The sequence below is a fragment of the Streptomyces sp. NPDC058373 genome (assembly GCF_042723275.1).
GTDB lineage: Bacteria > Actinomycetota > Actinomycetes > Streptomycetales > Streptomycetaceae > Streptomyces.
On sequence record NZ_JBHXJE010000026.1, the window covers coordinates 16148 to 36181 of the forward strand.

Below are 20034 nucleotides of genomic sequence, written 5' to 3' on the forward strand. Positions count from 1 at the left end.
CGGGAAGGACAGATCAGTCCTTCCACAGCCCGTCGCGTACCGGAATCCAGTCCAGGGCGGAGCGGATGCCGTCCTCCAGGGACAGCTTCGGCGTCCACCCCAGCAGCTCGGCCGCCCGCTGGCTCTTGGTGTAGCCGCCGGCCACGTCACCGGGCCGCGGGGCGGCGTCGATGGTGGCCAGGGGGGTGCTGACGACGTTGTTGAACGCGGCGCACAGCTCCCGGACCGTGGTGCCGGAGCCGGTGCCCAGGTTGATCGCGATCGAGCGCTTCGACCCCGTGAGGACGGAGTCGAAGCGCTCGATCGCCGCGATGTGGGCCGCGGCGAGGTCCCAGACGTGCACGTAGTCCCGGATACCGCTGCCGTCCCGGGTCGGGTAGTTCGTCCCCGTGATCGGGAACGGACGGCCTTCCTGGTGTGCCTGGATGAGCATGCCCAGGGCGTGGCTGGGCCGCTTGAGCTGGAGACCGGTACGCAGCTTCGGGTCGGCCCCGACCGGGTTGAAGTAGCGCAGGGACAGCACGAGCGGCCCCGCCGCGGCGATGTCCGCGAACATCTCCTCGCACACGGCCTTGGTCCGCGCGTAGGGGCTCTGCGGCGCCAGCGGCGAGTCCTCGTTGACGGGCGAGCCGTCCTCGGCCTGGTAGATGGAGGCCGAGCTGCTGAAGATGATGCGGTCGCAGCCGTTGCGGTGCAGGTGGCTGACGAAGGCCAGGCTCTTGGCCACGTTCGCCTCGTAGTAGCCGATCGGGTCCGCGACGGACTCGGGCACCACGATCAGAGCCCCGCAGTGCACCACGGCGGAGATGTCCGGGTGCTCCGAGAAGATCCGGTCGACCAGTGCGCCGTCCGCGATGTCGCCCTCGTAGAAGGTGTGGCCCTCGGTGAACTCGCGGCGGCCCCGGACGAGGTTGTCGAGGATCACGGGGGTGATGCCCGCGTCCAGGCAGGCCGAGGCGACGGTGCTGCCGATGTAACCGGCTCCCCCGGCGATAAGGACCTTCACCACGATGTCTCTCCCGGCTTCGTTCCAGCCCCAGTAGGCGACCGGGCAAGGTTATCGGACAAACCAGGCGGGCAAGGGCAACCTCTCGGCTGCCCGGCCGGTCCCGGTTTCACGGACGCGGGCGGCACCGGCGTCCCGTCCGGGCGCCCTTCTACCAGCTCGGGTCACCGTGCCGCGGCCGTTCCCGGATTTCCGCGCCCGGTGTACTGCGGCGCCTTCACCGCTCAGCCCGACACGTGATCACGGGGGTGTGCGGAAGGGGTCGAACAGTGGGGCGGGATCTGGGTCTGGACGGGGTGATGGACCACTTCACCCTGAACAGCGACGAGGCGGGCGCCCAGCCACCTGCGGGCTTCGCTCCCGAGGTGCGCCAGGTCCTGCTCGCCGCGCTGCTGTTCCAGCGGCAGCGGGAGATCACCGACACCCTGGTGGAGCTGCTGAACTCCACCGTGCACCGCATCAACGTGCGGGCGGAGAAGAAGGTGTTCGAGGCGTTCGTCGCCGAGTTCACCAAGGTCCGCGGCAAGTCCGGGCTGGGCACGTTGCAATCCTCGGTCGCCACGGCCGCCGTCGAGGAGGACCGGACCCAGATCAGGTGGCGATCCTCGGCCGCCCCCGGAGGGCGACCGCCACTCGACGCGCGCCTCGTGTCGCTCGTTCGCGTCCCTGTTGCGTTCCTCGGCCGCCTCGGAGGGCGACCGCCACGCTGCCCTCGTCCGGCGTCCAGAATCGACACGTGACGGTTGCGATCCTCGGCCGCCCCGGAGGGCGACCGCCACGCCGGGACGCGATCTCATCGGCCCGCAGGGCTCCGACGTTGCGATCCTCGGCCGCTCCGGAGGGCGACCGCCACGGCGCAGGGGTCGAGGGCGCCGGTGTGGGGGTCGGCGTTGCGATCCTCGGCCGCCCCGCAGGACGACCGCCACCGATCCTGCGGCTGACCACGAGGTTCCAGACCAGCGTGTTGTGATCCTCGGTCGCCCCGGAGGGCGACCGCCACCCGGCCGTGCCCGGCGGAGGGACGCTCAGCAGGTGGTTGCGATCCTCGGCTGCCCCGGAGGGCGACCGCCACAGCCGTTCAGCAGCTCTCGTCGTTCTTGACCGCGTAGTTGCGATCCTCGGCCGCCCCGGAGGGCGACCGCCACCCCGTCCGCCCGGCCCGGCCCCGAAAGGACCGATCGTGTTGCGATCCTCGGCCGCCCCGGAAGGCGACCGCCACGTCACCTCCTACAAGGCCCGTGCGCTCCTCGCGGCGTTGCGATCCTGGGCCGCCCCGGAAGGCGACCGCCACACGGTGACCGCGGGTGGCACGTCGGCTGGCTCCAGCGGTTGCGATCCTCGGCCGCCCCGGAAGGCGACCGCCACCCGGCCAGATCGACGGCTACGGCCTCGAGTCCCAGGAGTTGCGATCCTCGGCCGCCCCGGAAGGCGACCGCCACGCCCGTCACCGAGGACGTGAGCGACGAGGGTGTCGACGTTGCGATCCTCGGCCGCCCCGGAAGGCGACCGCCACCACCATGCCGACCCACCGCACAAGCCCGCCGAGTGGGTTGCGATCCTTGGCCGCCCCGGAGGGCGACCGCCACCCTGGTTGGCCAGGGGTTTGTCTGTCTGAGTGCTCTCGACCAGCAGTTAAGCGAGGCCCGATTGCGAGCAAATCTGACATTTTCCTTGGGTGTGATTGGCGTGTCGTGTGTGTGCTTCAGGTTCCGAAGCGGTCTGTCTGGTCGCTTCGGGGTGGTCTGGGTTGGTGGTGTCGGTGGTCCACTCTACGGTGGCTGCGTTCGGTGGGTGGTCGATCGGTGAGGGGGCCGGGATGTCGGGTCGTGAGTTGTTCGCGCACAGCCAGAATCCGTGGGGTGTGCGGCATCTGCTGGTGGATCACCTGCGGGGTTCGGCTGCTCTGGCGCGGGGGTTCGGTGAGGTGTTCGGGGCGGGGGAGGCGGCGGAGTTTCTGGGGTTGGTGCATGACGTGGGGAAGGGGTGTTGTGCCTGGCAGGAGCGGTTGGGGGTGGTTGAGGGGTCGGGTGGCAGGGTGGGGGTGCCGCACAAGGAGGCGGGGACGGTGCTGGCGGCTCGGGTGGCGGGCCGTCAGTTGGCCGCGGTGGTGCAGGGGCATCACGGGGGTCTGCCGGATCAGGTGAAGGTCAAGGATGTGGTGGCGGAGCTTCGGGGGAGCTCGGTGGTGGCTGAGCAGGCGCGGGAGGCGACGGCGGCTGTGGCGCGGTTGGTGCAGGAGGCGGTGAGGGCGGAGCGGATTGCCCCGCCGTCGTGGTTGGCGGGGATCGACTCGGCGGAGCGTCGGGCTGAGGCGTTGGATCTGTATACGCGGATGGTGTTCAGCTGTGTGGTGGACGCCGATTACCTGGATACGGCGGCGCACTTCGCCGGCGGGTTGCCGGGGGTGGCCGGGCCGGTGGACATGGGGGCGTTGTGGGAGCGGTTTCGGGCGCGGCGGGAGGGGGTGCTGGCGGCGCGGAGGGTGTCGCCGGTGGATGGGGTGCGGGGGCGGGTGTTCGAGGAGGCGGTGGCTTCGGGTGAGGGAGAGCGGGGGTGGCACGTGCTGCATGTGCCGACGGGTGGGGCGAAGACGATGGCGGGGGCGGGGTTCGCATTGCGGCACGCGGTGCGGCACGGGTTGCGGCGGGTGGTGGTGGCTGTTCCGTTCATCAGCGTGACCGAGCAGACGGCTCAGGTGTACCGGGACCTTCTCGACCCGGAGGAGGGGCCGGGGGTGGTGCTGGAGCATCACAGTGCGGTGCAGCTGGAGGGCGAGGGAGCCGAGGGGGCGTGGGGTCGGCTGGCGGCGGAGAACTGGGATGCGCCGGTGGTGGTGACGACGACGGTGCAGTTGTTCCAGTCGCTGTTCGGCCGGAAGCCGTCGGCGATGCGGAAGCTGCACCGGCTGGCGGGGTCGGTGATCGTGCTGGATGAGGTGCAGGCGCTGCCGGACCGGTTGCTGGTGCCGATCTTGAGTGTGTTGCGGGAGCTGGTGGAGCACTTCGGGGTGTCGGTGGTGCTGGCGTCGGCGACGCAGCCGGCGTTCTGGTCGTTGTCGCAGTTGGAGGGGGTGCCCCGGCGGATGGTGGTGGGGGATGTGTCGGGGTTGTTCGAGGAGCTGCGGCGGGTCGGGTACGAGTGGCGGATGGGGGAGGGGGTGGCGTGGGAGTCCGTGGCCCGCGAGATCGCGGAGGAGGGCGGGGAGCAGGTTCTGGCGGTGGTGAACACGACGCGGGATTCGGCGCGGCTGCACCGGTTGCTGACGGGTGAGGAGCCGGGCGTGGTGGGGGTGGGGGTGCCGGTGTGGCATCTGTCGACGCGGATGACGTCCGGGCACCGTCGTGAGGTGATCGAGCATGTGCGTGGGGAGCTGAAGGCGGGGCGGCCGGTTCATGTGGTGTCGACGTCGTTGATCGAGGCGGGGGTCGACGTGGACTTTCCGCGGGTGTACCGGGCGTGGGCTCCGGCGGAGTCGTTGCAGCAGGCGGCGGGCCGCTGCAACCGCGACGGCCGGCTAGGCGAGGGGCGTGTGGTGGTGTTCCGTCCGGCCGGCGGCGGCATGCCGAAGGATCTGTCCTACCGGGCGGCGATGGATGCCACCGCCGAGTTCTTCGGCCCAGGCCTGAAGTTCCCGGACGACCTGGAGGCGTTGGGGGCCTACTACCGGAAGCGGTGGGCTTTGCAGGGGGCCGGCAGCAGGGCGATGGGGGAGGAGATTCAGGAGATGCGGCGGCGGTGGGACTTCCCGGCGGTGGCGGACGCGTTCCAGATGATCGACAACGCGTACGCGGAGTCGGTCGTCGTGGTCCGCCCGGGCAGTCCGGAGGTCGAGGAGGCTGTCGAGGCGGACATCGCTGCGTTGCGGTCGCCGTTTCCGTGTGGGCCGGAGCCGTTGCGGCGGCTGCAGCCGCACATGGCGACGTTGCCGCGCCATGAGGTTGCCCGGGTGTTGGAGGCGGGTCTGGTCGAGCCGGTCGTGGGTGACCTGGTGGTGTGGCGGGGGTTCTACGACCCGGTGCGGGGCCTGGATGCGGACCGTCCGGAGGACCGTGGCGGCTTCGTGCTCTGAGCCGCCGCGGGAGCCTGTTCCAGGTGGCGGGGACCGGAGTTGGGGGTTCCGGGGGCTGATTGTCAGTGCCCCTGCCTACAGTGCGGGATCAGTAGGGGACAGTCGGTGACGACGTGTCTCGTGGTTCCGTGCTGCCTCGTGCGGGGGCCCGTCCTCGGGCGGCCCTGCGCGAGGTGGTGCTCGGCAGAGAGCGGTTGTGATGAGGGCGACGGTGCCGGCGAGGCGTAGAGCGGCTCGGGGCAATGAGGGGTGGGTGTTTCCGGATCGGGTGGTGGAGGTGTGGGGGGATGCTGCCTGCTTCACGCGGCCGGAGCTGAAGACGGAGCGGGTGAGTTATCCGTTGATGACGCCGTCGGCGGCTGGTGGGGTGCTGGAGGCGATCTTCTGGAAGCCGCAGTTCCACTATGTGGTGCGGAAGATCGAGGTGCTGCGTCCGGTGAGCTGGATGCGGGTGCGCCGCAACGAGGTGAAGTCGGTCATCAGCGCCCAGGAGGTGAAGAAGCTCCAGGCTGACCGGCGGCACCGGTACGACGTGGAGGCGGACCGGGATCAGCGCAGCACGCTGGCGTTGAGGGATGTCCGCTACCGGATTCACGCGCAGATCGTGGTGTCGCCCGAGGCGCTGGCGGGGTCGGCGAAGTTTCCGCCGGCATCGGAGGAGAAGTACCGCGAGCAGTTGCGGCGCCGGGTCGAGCGCGGGGCGTGTTTCTCGGAGCCGTTCCTGGGGTGCCGGGAGTTCTCCGCGTCGTTCGGGAAGCCTGACCCCGGGCGGCGGGCGGTGGACTTCAGCGACGAGCTCGGGGTGATGCTGCACTCCATCGAGTACGGGCCCGGCGGGGAGCGGTACCGGTGGTTCCGCGCCTCGGTCACCGACGGGGTGATGGACATTCCCCTGGAGCCGTTGCCCGAGGGGTCGGTCGCGATCGTCTCGCCCGGGTGGCGTGCGGACGGGGCGGAGGGCTGAGGTGCTGCTGCAACGGCTGACGGAGTACGGGGAGCGGATCGCCGGCAAGCTGCCGGCGGAGTTCTACCGGGAGAAGCAGATCCACTGGGTGCTGGACATCGGCGAGGACGGCCAGGGGGGAAGGCTCCTGCACCGCAAGGTGGCGGGCCGTCAGCGCGACCAGGTGGTGAGCAAGCCCGTCCCCTACGTGCAGCGTTCGGGGACGAAGGTGCAGCCCTTTCTGTTGGTGGACACGGCCGAGTTCGTCCTCGGTATCGCGAAGGCGGACAAGGACGGCGAGGTCACGGACAAGGCGAAGGACGAGGCGGAACGCCGTCACGAGGCGTACCGGGAACTCGTCCTGCGCTGGGCCGGCACCTCGGACGAGCCCGCAGCCGCGGCTGCGCAGCGGTTCTTCTCGGCCGGGCCGGTGACGTTCTCCTTGCCGGAGGGCGTCGAGGCCACGCAGGTCGAGGCGAAGGACACGGTCGCGGTCATGGCCGGCACGTGCTGGCTGCACGAGCTGGACTCGGCGCAGCGGCTGTGGGCCCAGGAGGTCCGCGCCCGTAAGGGAGGTGCCGAGGAGCGGTCCGGACTGTGCCTGGTGTGCGGCGAGCACCGTGCGCTGCTGGCGACGATCCCGGAGCCGGTCAAGAAGGGGGCCGTCCCGACAGCGGGCGGCAGCAACGAGGGCCAGCTCATCAGCATCAACGCCCCGGCCCAGGGCCGCGACGGCGCCACGCAGCTGGTGAACACCCCGGTGTGTCACCAGTGCGGCGGACGGTCCATGGCGGTCCTCAACCACCTGCTCGCCTCGGACCGGCACCGGCGCCGCTTCCGCGACGACGGCGTCCTGCTGTGGTGGACCCGCCACGGCCAGGACGACTCCGCGCTCGCCATGTTTTTCGACGACCAGCCCGACCCCGCCGAGGTCGAGCGCCTCCTCGACTCCGTCCACACACGCCCCGCGCCCACCGCCGGCGGCGGGCTGGACACGGACGCCTTCTACGCGCTGTCCCTGGGCCTGAACAACGCCCGCCTGGTCGTACGGGACTGGATCGACGTCCCCCTGCCGGCCGCCCGCCGGAACCTGGCGGCCTGGTACGAGGACCACGGCGTCTGGGACGGCTGGGAGGGCCGGACCCGCTACGTCCCGCTGTGGCAGATGGCCCTGTCCTGCGGCCGCTGGCTGGGCGAGCGCTACGCACCCAAAAGCGCCCCCCACGGCCTGGAGCCGGAGCTGCTCCGCAGCGCCCTGCACCAGATCCGGCCACCCGCCCGCGCCCTGCCTCTGCTGCTGCAGCGCGTCCACGCCGACCGCCGCATCGACCTGCCCCGCCTCGCCCTGCTGAGGCTGCTCCTCAACCGTTCCCCCAACCCCCAGGACCACCTGATGCCCCAGCTCGACAAGGACAGCACCGACCCCGCCTACCGCTGGGGCCGGCTCTTCGCCGTCCTGGAATCCGTGCAGCACGCGGCGCTTCCCGACATCAACACCACCCTGCGCGACAAGTTCTTCAGCGCCGCCTCCACCGCGCCCGCCAGCACCATGCCCCGGCTCTACAGGGACGCCGGAGCCCACCTCAAGCGGCTGCGCCGGGACAAGCCCGCCGCCGCCAACGCCCTGGAAGCCCGCCTGGACGAGATCTACGAGAAGGTCTGCGACGACCTTCCCGGCCACCTCGACGACGTCCGGCAGGGCCGCTTCGTCATCGGCTACTCCCACCAGCGCGCCGAGGACCGTGCCCGACGCCGGGCCGCCCAGGAAGCCAAGGAGGCCAAGGAGAAGGCCCAGCGGGAGACGAAGACGGCCGACGTGCCTGCCCAGGCCGACGCCCCGCAGCTGTCCGCCAGCTGACGCACCACACCCACAGACCGCGACATCACAACGGAAGCCACTTCATCATGACCATGAGCGACGCTCACCTGGACCCCACCCGCAAGCACGACTTCGTCTTCCTCATCGAGGCCATCGACTCCAACCCCAACGGCGACCCCGACAACGCCGGCATGCCCCGCACCGACCTGGTCAGCGGCCAGGGCCTGATCACCGACGTCGCCATCAAGCGCAAGATCCGCAACACCGTCGCCCTCATCAACACCCTCGAACCGCGCGAAGGCCGCGAGATCTACGTCGAAGCCGGCACCGCCCTCAACAGCCAGCACGAACGCGCCTACACCGACAGCAAGGTCACGGACCAGAAGTCCGCCCAGGAATGGATGTGCCGCAACTTCTTCGACGTGCGGATGTTCGGTGCCGTCATGACCACCGGCAAGCGCACCAAGCAGGCCGGCCGCGTCCAGGGCCCCGTCCAGATCGGCTTCTCCCGCACCATCGACCCCATCACCCCCCTCGACATCGGCATCACCCGCGTCACCCCCACCAAAGAAGAAGACGCCAAGGCATGGCGCGAACGCAGCGAAGCCGACGACAGCGACGCCAAGGGCAAAGAGACCGAGATGGGCTCCAAGTACGTCGTCCCCTACGCCCTCTACCGCGGCACCGGACACTTCAGCGCCCCCCTCGCCCACCGCACCGGCGTCACCAGCGACGACCTCGCCCTCTTCTGGCGCGCCTTCGAGATCATGCTCGAACACGACCGCGCCGCCGCCCGCGCCAACCTCGCCCTGCGCGGCCTGTACGTCTTCACCCACGACGACGCCTTCGGCCGCGCCCCCTCCCACGAACTCTTCGACCGCATCACCGTCAAAGCCCGCGGCGACGTCAACGCCCGAACCTTCACCGACTACGGAACCGTCGAAATCCGCGACACGGACCTCCCGCCCGGCATCACCCTTACCACCCTTCTCCCGCGCACCACCGGATGACCACCCTGCACACCAGCCCAGGCGGAGAGCGCGAACTCCCCCAGATCACGCTCTCCGCCCTGGAGCACCACGCCTACTGCCCACGCCAGTGCGGTCTCATCCTGTTCGAAGACGCCTTCACCGACGACGCCACCACGATCCGCGGCACCCACCTGCACCAACGCGTCGACACCCCAGGCAACAAAGGACGCGGCACCATCCGCATTTCCAAGTCAAGAAACCGGTGGCGGTCGTCCTGTAGGGCGGCCAAGGATCGCAACCAGTGCGGCAGGGCCACGACCGGGAGCGGGAGTCCGAGTGGCGGTCGCCCTTCGGGGCGGCCGAGGATCACAACCCGAAGCCGTGGAGCCAGCCGTCGATGAGGTCGCCGGTGGCGGTCGCCCTCCGGAGCGGCCGAGGATCGCAACCCCGCTGACGTGGCGTCGGCGGTGCTGCGGGACGGGGTGGCGGTCGCCCTTCGGGGCGGCCGAGGATCGCAACTTCGACGCCGTGATGCGCGCCATCGACAGCGTCCTGGTGGCGGTCGTCCTCCGGGGGCGGCCGAGGATCGCAACCTGCGGCAGGCCGGCCTGCCCGACGGCGAGAAGCTGCGTGGCGGTCGTCCTTCTCCGGGGCGGCCGAGAATCGTAACCAGGAGCTGGGCCACGTCGAGGACGGGCTCGGCGGCGTGGCGGTCGTCCTCCGGGGCGGCCGAGGATCGCAACGGCACGGGAAGCAGATGGGCCTCAGCGGGGCAGAGGTGGCGGTCGTCCTCCGGGGCGGCCGAGGATCGCAACTCCCACCGCAACCGCCGACCACCCACCGACCCCGTCAACGCCCTGCTCTCCTACACCTACGGACTACTCCGAGGACTCGTCCACGGAGCTGCCGAACAAGTCGGCCTTGACCCCTACATCGGCTTCCTTCACGGGATCCGCCCTGCCAAACCGGCTCTCGCCCTGGACCTCATGGAAGAGTTCCGCCCCGCACTCGCCGACCGATTCGCCCTGACCCTGCTTAGAAGTCATCTCATTTGGCTGCCGATGGCGGGGAATACTGCTGGTAGGAGCTTCTCGATCGCTGTTGAATGCCACGATGAACGACTACTGGACACCAACTCACCACGCGGTCGAGCACGAGGATGCGGAAACCCTGGCCCGACTGCTCGCCAACGGCGCCGACCCTGATGAGGTCTTCAGCAACATGACGCTGCTGACGCACGCGATCGACACCGAGGGGGATGGCGCCCTGCAGAGCGGCCAGCCGTTGACGGTGCACACCACAGCCGTGCTGCTGGCGTTCGGCGCGGATCCTGAACTAGCGGATCCAGACGGTCACACTCCCCTGGAGCTGGCCACCTCCTATGATCACGACCTGGCCATACAGCTGCTGCGTACCCACATCAGCAAGCGAGCCGGCGATAGCAGACGAGGACGCAGGCGATGGTGGTGAAGGCGAGGAAGTGCTCGGCCTTGCGTTCGTAGCGTCGATGGAGCCGGCGACAGCCGGCGAGCCAGGCCATGGTGCGTTCGATGGTCCAGCGATGGCGACCCAGTCGCTGCGATGACTCGACGCCCCTGCGGGCGATGCGGTGGGTGATACCTCGCTCGCGTAACCATCGCCGCAGGTGAGAGTAGTCGTAACCCTTGTCGCCGTGAAGCTTGCCGGGCTTTCGCCGCCGAGGGCCGCGGCGGGACCGGATCGGCGGTATGCCCTTGACCAATGGGATCAGGGCCTGACTGTCGTGCAGGTTGGCTGCCGAGATCCCGACAGAGATGGGCAGACCAGTGCGCTCGGTGATCAGATGGATCTTCGAGCCGTACTTGCCCCGGTCGACAGGATTCGGACCTGTCAGGTCCCCCTTTTCATCGCCCGCATGTTCACCGAGTCGATCGCGCAGCGGGACCAGTCCAGCTCGCCTCGCGAGCCGAGATCGTCGAGGACCAGGCGGTAGAGCTTGGCCCACACGCGGGCCTTCGTCCATTCCGAGAAACGCCGGTGGGCTGTAGCTCCCGACGGCCCGAAGGACGCGGACGGCAACTGCTGCCAGGTGCAGCCCGACGTGGCCACGAACACGATCGCGGCCAGCACCTCCCGGTCACCATGCCGACGCCGGCCACCGCCCTGGGGTCGCGATGGAGCCTCCGGAACCACTCGCTGGAACAGTTCCCACAACTCGTCGGGCACCAGCCGCTCAACAATCCCCACCACGAGCCCGCACCCTACCGGCTAGCCAAATGAGATGACCTCTTAGTCGGCCCAGACCGAAGGCCTCGCCCGGGTCGACCACGCAGGCCGCCGCCGTCTCCTCGGTCACCGCGAGCAGCCGCCGCGCCTCCAGGCCCCGGCCGCCCACCGCTTCGGTGATCCGCCCGGCGATCCGCTCCATCTCCCCGGCGTCCTTCAGCCACCGCTGCCCGCTGTCGAGCCGGGATGCGTCCCGGCCGTCGATCGGCACCAGCGAACGGGCGGAGTCCAGGATGTCGGCGACCTCGCCCTGATGCGGGTCGGCATACCGCACGGCGTTGCTCAGTACGGCCTCCACCTGCTGTTCGACGGCGAAGCCCGCCATCCGTGCGGCAAGGCGCAACGACCCCGGACCCGTGCCGGTCCGCCCGTGCCACGACACCTCAAGGCGCAACGACCGGCCGAACCGCTCACGCCACGGATCCAGCAGGGCAGTGGCCCGGTCGGGACGCCCCGACGCCAGCGCCTGCCCCACCTCGGAATCGGCTCCGAGCAGTACGAACACCTCGTCGTCCGGACAGGCCAGCTCCTCCCAGGTGACGCCCTGATCGGACGCCGTCGACACGAGACGGCACAGCTCGGCCCAGCCGCGCGCGGTCCGGGCCAGGAACACCGCGCGCAGTGGCGCCTCCGTCACGAACGCACCGCCCCTGGCGGGGGTCCGCTGCCGCGCCGCCGACGCCGCCCCGGACGGGGACGCACCAGGCACAGCCAGATCAACGCCGAAAAGGGGCCGGATCCCGGCTCCCGCGCATGCCTTGGCGAAGCGCACCGCGCCCGCGAGTGAGTCCCGGTCGGTCAGCGCCAGGGCATCGAGTCCCCGCTCTGCAGCCCGCTCTGCCAGTGCCCGCGGGTGGCTGGCCCCGTAACGCAGCGAATAGCCGCTCGCTGCACGGAGATGCGTAAACGACATACACACCTCCTGTTGCTCATAACCCCCCTTTGTGTCATCTGTTCCAGTCGACCGTGTGGGTCGCCCTAACTCCATCTTCGCACATTCGTTCGAAAAATGGAGTGGGTGATCATGCCTGCGGTCGGCACCGGCGATGAGAGGCGATCTGGCTGCCAGGCGGCCATTCGTCCCGATAGTCATCGGCGAACACGGTCAGTCGCTAAAGGTCGACGGACACCTCCGCATGCTGCATCAGCAACACCGATAAGGGGCACCGTGAGCCGCGCCCGCCGGCCAGCGCTCCATCTTCGATCGGGGGCGTTATGTGGTGTGGGCCGGATGCAAAACGAGCGGGCAGGTCCGTCGGATCTGGTGCGTAAATCACTCGTATCGGATCAAAGTGTCAGTGTTGTGCGCAGGGGGCGGACGGTAGGGTGAGAGCTATTCTGTAGCGGATTCCGCGGCGCCGCAGTGCAGGTAGGGAGGGTCGGCGTGGCTCTGGAGCCGAGCGTGCTCGAAAGCCGGTTCACGGCCCTGGCTGTCGCGTCAGCCAATTTCGGATTCCTGCTTCCCCACGAACCGCTTCTTGTTCTTCACGGCGCATCCTGTGAGGCCCGCGCGGCTACCGCGCCCGCCGAAGCACTGGCGGCGGCACGCCAGTTCGGTGAGGTTCTCGCCGCTGAGCTGGGCCGCCGGGCTGGGGTGCGCCTGCCCGCGGGCGATCAGCTGGCCCGTCTGGACCTCCTGTCCCGCGCCGGGATGCTTCCCGGGCCGGTTCTGGACGCGTTCAACGACCTTCACCGCTTCGACGGCGGTGCGCATGATGAGCGGGAGGTGGCGGCGCATCTGGTCGGGCGCTGCTTCGCGCTGGCCGTCTGGCTCTTCCGTGCCCTGACCGGCGACCCGGAGCCGATGGCCTTCGTCCACGCCTCAGCATCCGATCTGAGCGTTCTGGCGCAGCGGGTCGCTGTGCTGGAAGAGGACCTGCCCCGGCTGCGCCGCGCATTCGACCGGCGCGTCTCTCCGGCGCCCCCGGCGGTCGCCGAGCGTGAACAGCTGATCGTCAGCGCGCGCGATGCCGCCTATGAGCCGCTGCGCGAAGCCAACATTGCCGCGGAAGTGCAGCGCAGGCTCGCCAAGGCGGGATGGGACGTTCTGGGCGTCGGCGAGGAGACTCAGTTCAACCGGTCCCTGGGCTGCGTCCTGGTGCAGCCCCGCCTGGCCACAGGACTCCGCGTGGACATGCTGCTGACGGTCGGCGGACAGGTGGTCGGGATCGTCGAATGCAAGCGGGACGGCATCGATCTCGACGAGGCCATGGAGCAGGCGGGCACACTGGCGAAGGCCCCGGCGGGCTCCCTGCCGTGGCCTGTGTGGCGCTCACCGCTGCCGTACCGGTACGTGAGCGACGGCCTGCGCCTGCTGTTCTGCGACACCAATGACCCCGAATCCCACGCGCGCCTGATCAGCGGCTTCCATCAGCCCCGCACGCTGGCCCGCTGGCAGCGCGAGGCGGAGGCGGACGGTGCGGCGCCGACCTATCGGGCCCGCCAGGCCGCCTACCTGCAGCGGCAGGACGAGGGGTTCGACCAGCTGCGCCAGGCCCAGCGCAGGGCGGTGCGGGCCATCGAGCAGGCCCTCGCTGCCGGCCAGCGGCGCGCGCTGGTGCAGATGGCCACCGGCTCCGGGGCGAGCTTCACCGGGGTGTTCACCGCCTACCGACAGCTCCACTACGCGCGCGCGGGCCGGATCCTGTTCGTGACCGACCGCAAGGTCGCCGTGCATCAACTGATCCACCAGCTGCGCCAGTTCAGCATGCCGAACGCAGGGCGCCCTCTCGATGACGTGTACCCCGTCCATGAGCTGACCGCGCACGGGCTGGCCCCGTCGGCTTCCGTGGCCGTGGCCACGGTGCAACGTCTGTCGGCCATGCTCTCCGGCACGCAGGCACCCGAGGACGGATCCGAGAGCGTGTCGGCGTACGAGACCGCCGAACAGCAGGCGCATCCCGATGCCACCCCCCTGGAAGTGACCTACTGCGAGGCGCTGCCGCCCGACGCGTTCGATCTCGTCATCGTCGACGACTGCCACCGCGCGCTGTACGGACAGCGGCGTGCCCTTCTTGAATACTTCGATGCTCCCATCGTCGGCTTCAGCGCGACGCCGACCGCCACCGTGCTGGGATTCTTCAAGGGCAACCTGGTCAACTCCTACAGCTATGTACAGGCCGTCGCCGACGGCGTCGCTGTGGACTGCTCCGTCTACGAGATCCGGGTCGCCGGCGAGCGGCAGCCAGCGTCCGCCACCCCCGTCGGCGCGGTCGGTGTGCGAGACCGCAGCTCGCGCCGCGTCCGCTACGAGGACCTGGACGAAGAGCTGACCTCCACCACAGGGCAGGGTCCGGCCAGGGCTGTCCCGACCGAGCACCTGGCGGCGGTGGTGACGGCTTTCCGTGATGCGCTGCCGACCCTGTTCCCCGACCGGATGCTGCAGGGCGGCGGGCCCGGCGTGGTCCCCAAGACCGTGGTGCTGGCGCAGGACGGACAGCATGCGGACGAGGTCGTGGAGCGCATCCGCGACGTGTTCGGCGCCGGGGACGACTTCTGCCGGCGGATCATGCACCGCGACGCTCATGCGGAGCACCTGCTGCGGGATTTCCGCACGACACCACAGATCCGGATCGCGGTCGTGACGGATCTGATCTCCGGGATCAGTGACATGCGGGCGATCGAGTGCGTGCTGATCTTGCGCGAGGTGCACTCTGCCGCCTACTACGAGCAACTGCTGGCCATGGGAACGCAGACCATCTCGTCGGCGGCGCTACGCGCCGTCACCCCGGGGGCGACTGCCAAGACGCAGCTCGTGGTCGTCGACGCGGTGGGCGCCTCGCGTCACCTCCAGCAGCTGGTGAATGTGACGGATGCATCCGGGCAGGAAGGGAGGGCCGCCTTGGAGCGCCTGCTGGACCGTGCCGCCAGTGGGCTGGTGACGGCGCAGGAGACGGCCGAACTCGCCTTCAGGCTCGCCCGGCTCATCCCCATGCTCAGTGACGCCGACGGCGCCGAGATCCGTGAGCTGGCGGGCCAGTCTCTGCAGGAGCTGGTGACCCGTCTCCTAGGCTCGGTCGACTCGGATCACCTGGTATCTGTTCGCCGGGCAGGCGGCAAGAGAGCCGTCGATAAGGAGCGGCGCACGGCCCTTTACCCGCTCACCCAGGAGCCCGAACTCCAAGAGGCGCTGCTGAGCCTGTACGACGGGCCAGCCTCCGCGCGGGAAACGGCATCCGGCAGTCGGCGTCGTCGCCAAGCGGAGGCAGTGCGCCGGCGTCTGGCCGTATTCGTTGAGCGGTCCGGACCCTTTACCCCGGCCCAGTTGTGGTGGCTCGAGAAGATCGCGGACGTGGTGGCCGCCGAGACCCACTTCGCCCCCGTGTATCTCGACAGTCTCCCTCTCTCGGCGCGCGGCGGCACGGACGGCTTCCTCGACGCCTTCGGGCCTGACGCCGCGATCGATCTCCTGGACGAACTGAGCAGGGCCCTGGCGTGACGAATGAGGTGCCTGCCAGCTGGAGGATCGTCCGGCTGTCCGACGTGCTGAGCGAACCGCTGGTCAACGGCCGGTCCCCGCGCCCCGGCGAGGGCGGATTGCCCGTACTGCGCATGCCGGCGCTGCGAGCAGTCACCGTGGACTTCACCCAGTCCAAGAGCAGCGACCGCAGTGGCGACGGTCACGCGATACTCCTGGCCGAACACGGGGATGTGCTGGTCGGCCGGGTCAACGGCTCACACTCCCTGGTCGGCGAAGGCGCTCTGGTAGACGGCCCCCCGGCCCCGACGGCCATTCCCGACAGCATGATCCGCGTGCGCGTGCGCCCCGACGTCCTCGATTCGCGCTACCTCGCACACCTGTGGAAGTCGCCGATCATGCGGCGCCAGATCGGGGCACGCGCCCGCCAGGGTGGCGCAGCGATCTGGCGGATCAACCAACGCGATCTTGCCGACGTCCTGCTGCCGCTGCCCCCTATGGCGGAACAGCGCAGGATCGTCGGCCTGTTGGAGGACCACCTCGCCCGCATCGACGCCACCACGACCCGCACCTACAACGCCCTCGACCAGGCCGATGCCCTTAGCCGCGCCCTGACCGCGCGGGCAGGGCGCGGCGCTCTCGCCGGCACAACTCGGGTGCCCGCGGACCTGCCCCGGGCGGCGGGTGTAGAGGACGGGAGGCTGCCCGGCCTTCCCGAACGCTGGCGGTGGACCCGCTTGCACGATGTCGCGGAGGTCTCCCGCGGCATCACCCCGCCCGGCACGCAGGAGTGGAGTGCCTCCGACACGGACGTCTCCTGCCTGCGGGTCGCCAACGTGCAGCGCGGCCGCCTGGATCTGGACGACGTCCGCACGATCCGGCTGCCCCCATCACAGGCCGAGGCGGCCCGGCTGAGGGCGGGCGATGTGCTGCTGACCGGCGGCGGATCGATCGACAGCCTGGGCCGCGGCTGGCTCTGGGAGGAGCAGCTGCTCCACTGCGTTCCCCACAGCCACCTCTTCCGTGTCCGGATCACCGCCCATCAGCTCCACCCCGTACTGCTGGCCTGGCACGCCAACGGCTTCGGCCGTACGTGGTGCCACCGCAACGCCACCCACAGCGTGGGGCCGGCGTCCATCAGCCTGGCCAGGCTCCGGCTCATGCCGGTGCCGGTGGCGCCCGTAGACGAGCAGCACTATCTTGTCGCGGTCCTCCAGGCACACACCGCGTCCCTGAACGGGGCCTGCGCGGTCGCTGAACGTGCTCTCGAGCTGGCTGGGAGGCTGCGGCGTAACCTCCTGGAACGCGCCTTCACCGGCCACCTGTCCCCTCCGCTTTCCCCGTCTGGGCAACAGGAGTCTGTGCTGTGAACCCCACCGTCTCCTCCCGCCCCGGATACGACCAGGCCCTGGTGGCCCGGCTGTGGAACTACGCCAACGTGCTGCGCGACAACGGCACCTCGGGCCTGGAGTTCATCGAGCAGCTCGCCAGCCTGATCGTCCTCAAGCGCGCCCACGAACAACGCCAACGCCCCCTCAACGGGCAGGACGTCCTCGGGTTCGACGCCTGGACACAGCTCACCCGGACCGAGCGCGACCGCCTGATCCCGGCGTACCAGCAGATCCTGGATCTGCTCGCCGTCCGGCCCGGGACACTCGGGCTGCTCTTCCGGCGGGCACAAAACCGCATCCCGGACCCCGCCCTCCTGCACCGCTTGATCGTCGACGTGGTGGACCGCTACCAGTGGTCCGGCGGCGACACCGGCGCCGTTTTCGAGGCGCTGCTGGCCCGCATGAGCACGGACACCAAGACCGGTGCCGGCCAGTACTACACACCCCGGCCGCTGATCGAGGCGATCGTGCAGTGCATGCAGCCCGGCATCGACGACACCGTCATTGACCCGGCCTGCGGCACCGGCGGTTTCCTGATCAAAGCCTCCGACTACCTGGTCGACCACTTTCCTTCAGATGCCACCGCGGCCCAGCGCAAGCGGCTCGCCCAGGGGGCCTTCTTCGGCACCGATCTCGTCGACGTCACCGCGCGGCTGGCCACGACGAACCTCGTCCTGCACGGCGTCACCCGGGCCGACGAGACCAACCCGTGCATCACCGTCGGGGACGCGCTGGCCCGACCACCGGTCAGGCGGGCGACACTGGTGCTCACCAACCCTCCCTTCGGGCGCAGCTCCACCAGCGAGGAGACCTACCGGGAGGATTTCTGGACCCTCACCACCAGCCGGCAGCTCAACTTCCTCCAGCACATCCACAGCCTGCTGGAGACCGACGGCCGCGCCGCCGTCGTGGTGCCCGACAGCGTGCTGTTCGAAGGCGGGCCGGGTGAGCTGATCCGGCGGCGCCTGCTGTCCGCGTGCGACGTACACACCCTGCTGCGGCTTCCCGCCGGCATCTTCTATGCCGGCGGCCTCAAGGCCAGCGTGCTGTTCTTCGATAAGCCCGAACCGCGCCCCGACGGCAGCCCGTCCACGACCCGGCTGTGGGTGTACGACCTGCGCTCCCCGGACACGCCGACGGCCAAGCCCATGACACTGGCCGGCCCCGACTACAGCGACTTCGTGTCCGCCTACCGGCCCGGTCGGCCCCGCAGCGAACGAGTCGCAACCCCTCGCTTCCGGTCCTTCACCGTCGACGACCTACTCGCCCGCAGCGGTGTCGATCTGGACCTTCAGGTCGCCGAACCCCCGCCCGGGCCCTTCGCGTTGGAAGAGCCCGAGGCCGACCTGCACCGCATGGCGCAGGAGATCACCGCTGAACTGGGCGCCGCCCTGGCCGAGTTCGCGTCCCTGACCGAAGCGCTGCGCCCCTACGGCGTACACGCGGACGGCCCGGATCGTGAGGCGGAGCGGTGACGGCGATCAGAGGCACTATGACCGGGGGGATGCCGTGCGGCTGCTGCGCCTGAGCCTTTCCTCCTACCGGGGCCTGCGCCACTTCGAGCTGGACCTCACCGGCGCCCTCGACGGCGGTCATGCCATCGCCACTCTGATCGGCCCCAACGGCGGCGGCAAGTCCCGGGCCCTGCACGCGCTCGCTGAGATCTTCGGCGCCCTGTACCGGCCCGGGCGCCGTGCGGCCTTCGCCTTCGAACTCGACTACGAGGTCCGCGACCGGACGGTTCGGGTCGTTCAGACCTCCCCCGACACCTCGCCCGAGCTGACCGTGGACACCGCAACGGGCTGGCCGATCTCCGTGGCCCGTGCACTGTGGGCGCAGCATCTGCCCGATCACGTCTTCGGCTACCAGGCGCACGCCCAGGCCCCCTGGACCAGCGAGTTCGACCAGCACCGTCGCTTCGCCGCCCGCCGCGTCGGCGAATGGCGCCGGCAGTGGATGACGGACTTCGACCAGTGGCGCGCGCACCAGCCACCGGGCCAAGGGGAGCTGTGGACCGAGCGGTTCACGCTGCCCATCAGCTGCCCCCTATACACGCCGGTGTTCCTGTGTACGCCCGCGCACCTGCCGCTGCTGCTCCTCGCGCAGACCACCCACTGGTCCGACTCGTTCGGCACCTATCTGCGCAGCCACTCCTACCTGCAGCGGGTGACCTCCGCGGTCCTGCGGATCCGCGCGCCACGCGCGGCACGCGCCCCGCACCTGGCCGCCCTCCCGTACTGGGGCCTGGGCGGACCTGCCCGCACCCTGTTCGCGGCCGCCTCCGAATCGGGTCGGTTTGGTCTCATCCCCGACGCCGACCCAGTGGACGGAGCCGGCAGCCCCGCCGACGGGTTCCAGATCGACCTGGGCGCCGCGGAAGATGTCCGCGCCTTCCGTAACCTCTTCGACAGCGACCTGTCGATGTTCGGCCTGCTCGCCACCTTGCTGGACGCCGGCTACCTCACCGTCGACATCCGCCTGGACAAGTCCGGCGCGCTCACTGTCGGCCTGAACGACCTGAGCTCAGGGGAGCAGCAACTCCTCACGATTTTGGGTCTGCTGAGACTCCAGCGCGCACATGAGTCGCTGTTCCTGCTGGACGAACCCGACTCCCACTTCCACCCCGAGTGGAGCCGGCGCTGGTACTCCTCCGTACGCAGCGTGCTGGGACCGCATCAGCACTCGCAGTTCCTCACCGCCACCCACGAACCGCTCCTGGTATCCAACATGACCCGCGAGCAGATCCGCGTCGTCACCACCAACGTGGAGGGCCAGGCCACCGCGGTGATACCGCGGGCCAACCCGCGCGGACAAGGCGCCGGCGGCCTGCTGACCACTGACCTGTTCGGCCTACCCACCCAACTCGACGAGCACACCCAGGAACTGATCGACCGCCAGTACACGCTGCTCCCCGAGGCGGCCGGCGACCCGGTCAAACAGGCCGCGCTGCGCGACGTCACCGCCCAGCTGGAGACCATGGACTTTCCCAACTCCGACCGTGATCCGCTCGTGGCGGCCTTCCTCGCCGAGCTCCATCGCAGACGCCTCGCGCTCCTCGAGGCCGCCCACGGCCCCAACCCGCCCTCGCCCGAACGACTGCAGGCCCTGGTCGCCGAGCTGTTCCACGAGCGCTTCTCCTCGGTGATCTGACGC

Annotated in this window: 13 protein-coding genes and 1 pseudogene; 11 read left to right on the forward strand and 3 right to left on the reverse strand. The window is 69.9% G+C overall.

What is annotated here, in order from left to right:
* Window positions 1-13 precede the first annotated feature (13 nt).
* A complete protein-coding gene (gene galE, locus ACFWMZ_RS16625; RefSeq protein WP_383202236.1) occupies window positions 14-1009 on the reverse strand; it encodes a UDP-glucose 4-epimerase GalE in 996 nt (331 codons plus the stop codon).
* Between the two features lie 266 nt (window positions 1010-1275).
* Here galE and ACFWMZ_RS16630 point away from each other — a divergent pair, with 266 nt between their 5' ends.
* From ACFWMZ_RS16630 to ACFWMZ_RS16660, 7 genes are all read left to right on the forward strand, one after another.
* Complete coding sequence (locus ACFWMZ_RS16630) at window positions 1276-1746, forward strand: hypothetical protein (protein WP_383202238.1); 471 nt, start codon at window positions 1276-1278, stop codon at window positions 1744-1746.
* Between the two features lie 1076 nt (window positions 1747-2822).
* Window positions 2823-5075: a CRISPR-associated endonuclease Cas3'' gene (locus ACFWMZ_RS16635; RefSeq protein WP_383202241.1), complete on the forward strand. Its 2253-nt coding sequence runs from the start codon at window positions 2823-2825 to the stop codon at window positions 5073-5075.
* A gap of 199 nt (window positions 5076-5274) precedes the next feature.
* Complete coding sequence (gene cas5c / locus ACFWMZ_RS16640; RefSeq protein ID WP_383202244.1) at window positions 5275-6039, forward strand: type I-C CRISPR-associated protein Cas5c; 765 nt, start codon at window positions 5275-5277, stop codon at window positions 6037-6039.
* 1 nt (window position 6040) lies between these two features.
* On the forward strand, window positions 6041-7876 hold the full coding sequence (gene cas8c / locus ACFWMZ_RS16645) for a type I-C CRISPR-associated protein Cas8c/Csd1 (protein ID WP_383202247.1): 1836 nt from the start codon (window positions 6041-6043) through the stop codon (window positions 7874-7876).
* Window positions 7877-7929: 53 nt separating this feature from the next.
* Window positions 7930-8847 carry a type I-C CRISPR-associated protein Cas7/Csd2 gene (gene cas7c, locus ACFWMZ_RS16650; RefSeq protein ID WP_383202250.1) on the forward strand — a complete coding sequence of 306 codons (918 nt, stop codon included), beginning with the start codon at window positions 7930-7932 and terminating at the stop codon, window positions 8845-8847.
* Between the two features lie 443 nt (window positions 8848-9290).
* Window positions 9291-10013: a CRISPR-associated endonuclease Cas1 gene (gene cas1, locus ACFWMZ_RS16655; protein WP_383202293.1), complete on the forward strand. Its 723-nt coding sequence runs from the start codon at window positions 9291-9293 to the stop codon at window positions 10011-10013.
* The gene (locus ACFWMZ_RS16660; protein WP_383202252.1) at window positions 9922-10278 is read left to right on the forward strand and encodes an ankyrin repeat domain-containing protein; all 357 of its coding nucleotides are present in this window, start codon (window positions 9922-9924) and stop codon (window positions 10276-10278) included. The genes cas1 and ACFWMZ_RS16660 overlap by 92 nt, the downstream gene beginning before the upstream one ends.
* On the opposite strand, the gene ACFWMZ_RS16665 is transcribed toward ACFWMZ_RS16660, so the two are convergent.
* Window positions 10229-11028, reverse strand: a protein-coding gene (locus tag ACFWMZ_RS16665) for an IS5 family transposase (RefSeq protein WP_383202296.1) whose coding sequence is annotated in 2 segments (ribosomal slippage) — window positions 10229-10689 and window positions 10689-11028 — 801 coding nt in all. Because the reading frame shifts where the segments join, the coding sequence is not laid out codon by codon here. The two genes, ACFWMZ_RS16660 and ACFWMZ_RS16665, sit on opposite strands and share 50 nt — an antisense overlap.
* Before the next feature lie 34 nt (window positions 11029-11062).
* Window positions 11063-11986: pseudogene (locus tag ACFWMZ_RS16670) on the reverse strand (PHP domain-containing protein); the annotation flags it as partial.
* Between the two features lie 471 nt (window positions 11987-12457).
* Between ACFWMZ_RS16670 and ACFWMZ_RS16675 the strand changes: the two are divergent.
* Genes ACFWMZ_RS16675 through ACFWMZ_RS16690 form a run of 4 tightly spaced genes read left to right on the forward strand, consistent with a single transcriptional unit; the run spans window position 12458 to window position 20031 of the window.
* Window positions 12458-15511, forward strand: coding sequence for a DEAD/DEAH box helicase family protein (locus tag ACFWMZ_RS16675; RefSeq protein WP_383202256.1), 3054 nt, complete (start codon window positions 12458-12460; stop codon window positions 15509-15511).
* Window positions 15508-16860 carry a restriction endonuclease subunit S gene (locus ACFWMZ_RS16680; RefSeq protein WP_383202259.1) on the forward strand — a complete coding sequence of 451 codons (1353 nt, stop codon included), beginning with the start codon at window positions 15508-15510 and terminating at the stop codon, window positions 16858-16860. Before ACFWMZ_RS16675 ends, ACFWMZ_RS16680 begins: the two co-directional genes overlap by 4 nt.
* Window positions 16857-18356, forward strand: a complete 1500-nt coding sequence (locus tag ACFWMZ_RS16685; protein ID WP_383202262.1) for an N-6 DNA methylase — start codon at window positions 16857-16859, stop codon at window positions 18354-18356. Before ACFWMZ_RS16680 ends, ACFWMZ_RS16685 begins: the two co-directional genes overlap by 4 nt.
* 34 nt (window positions 18357-18390) lie before the next feature.
* Complete coding sequence (locus tag ACFWMZ_RS16690; protein ID WP_383202265.1) at window positions 18391-20031, forward strand: AAA family ATPase; 1641 nt, start codon at window positions 18391-18393, stop codon at window positions 20029-20031.
* Window positions 20032-20034 lie beyond the last annotated feature (3 nt).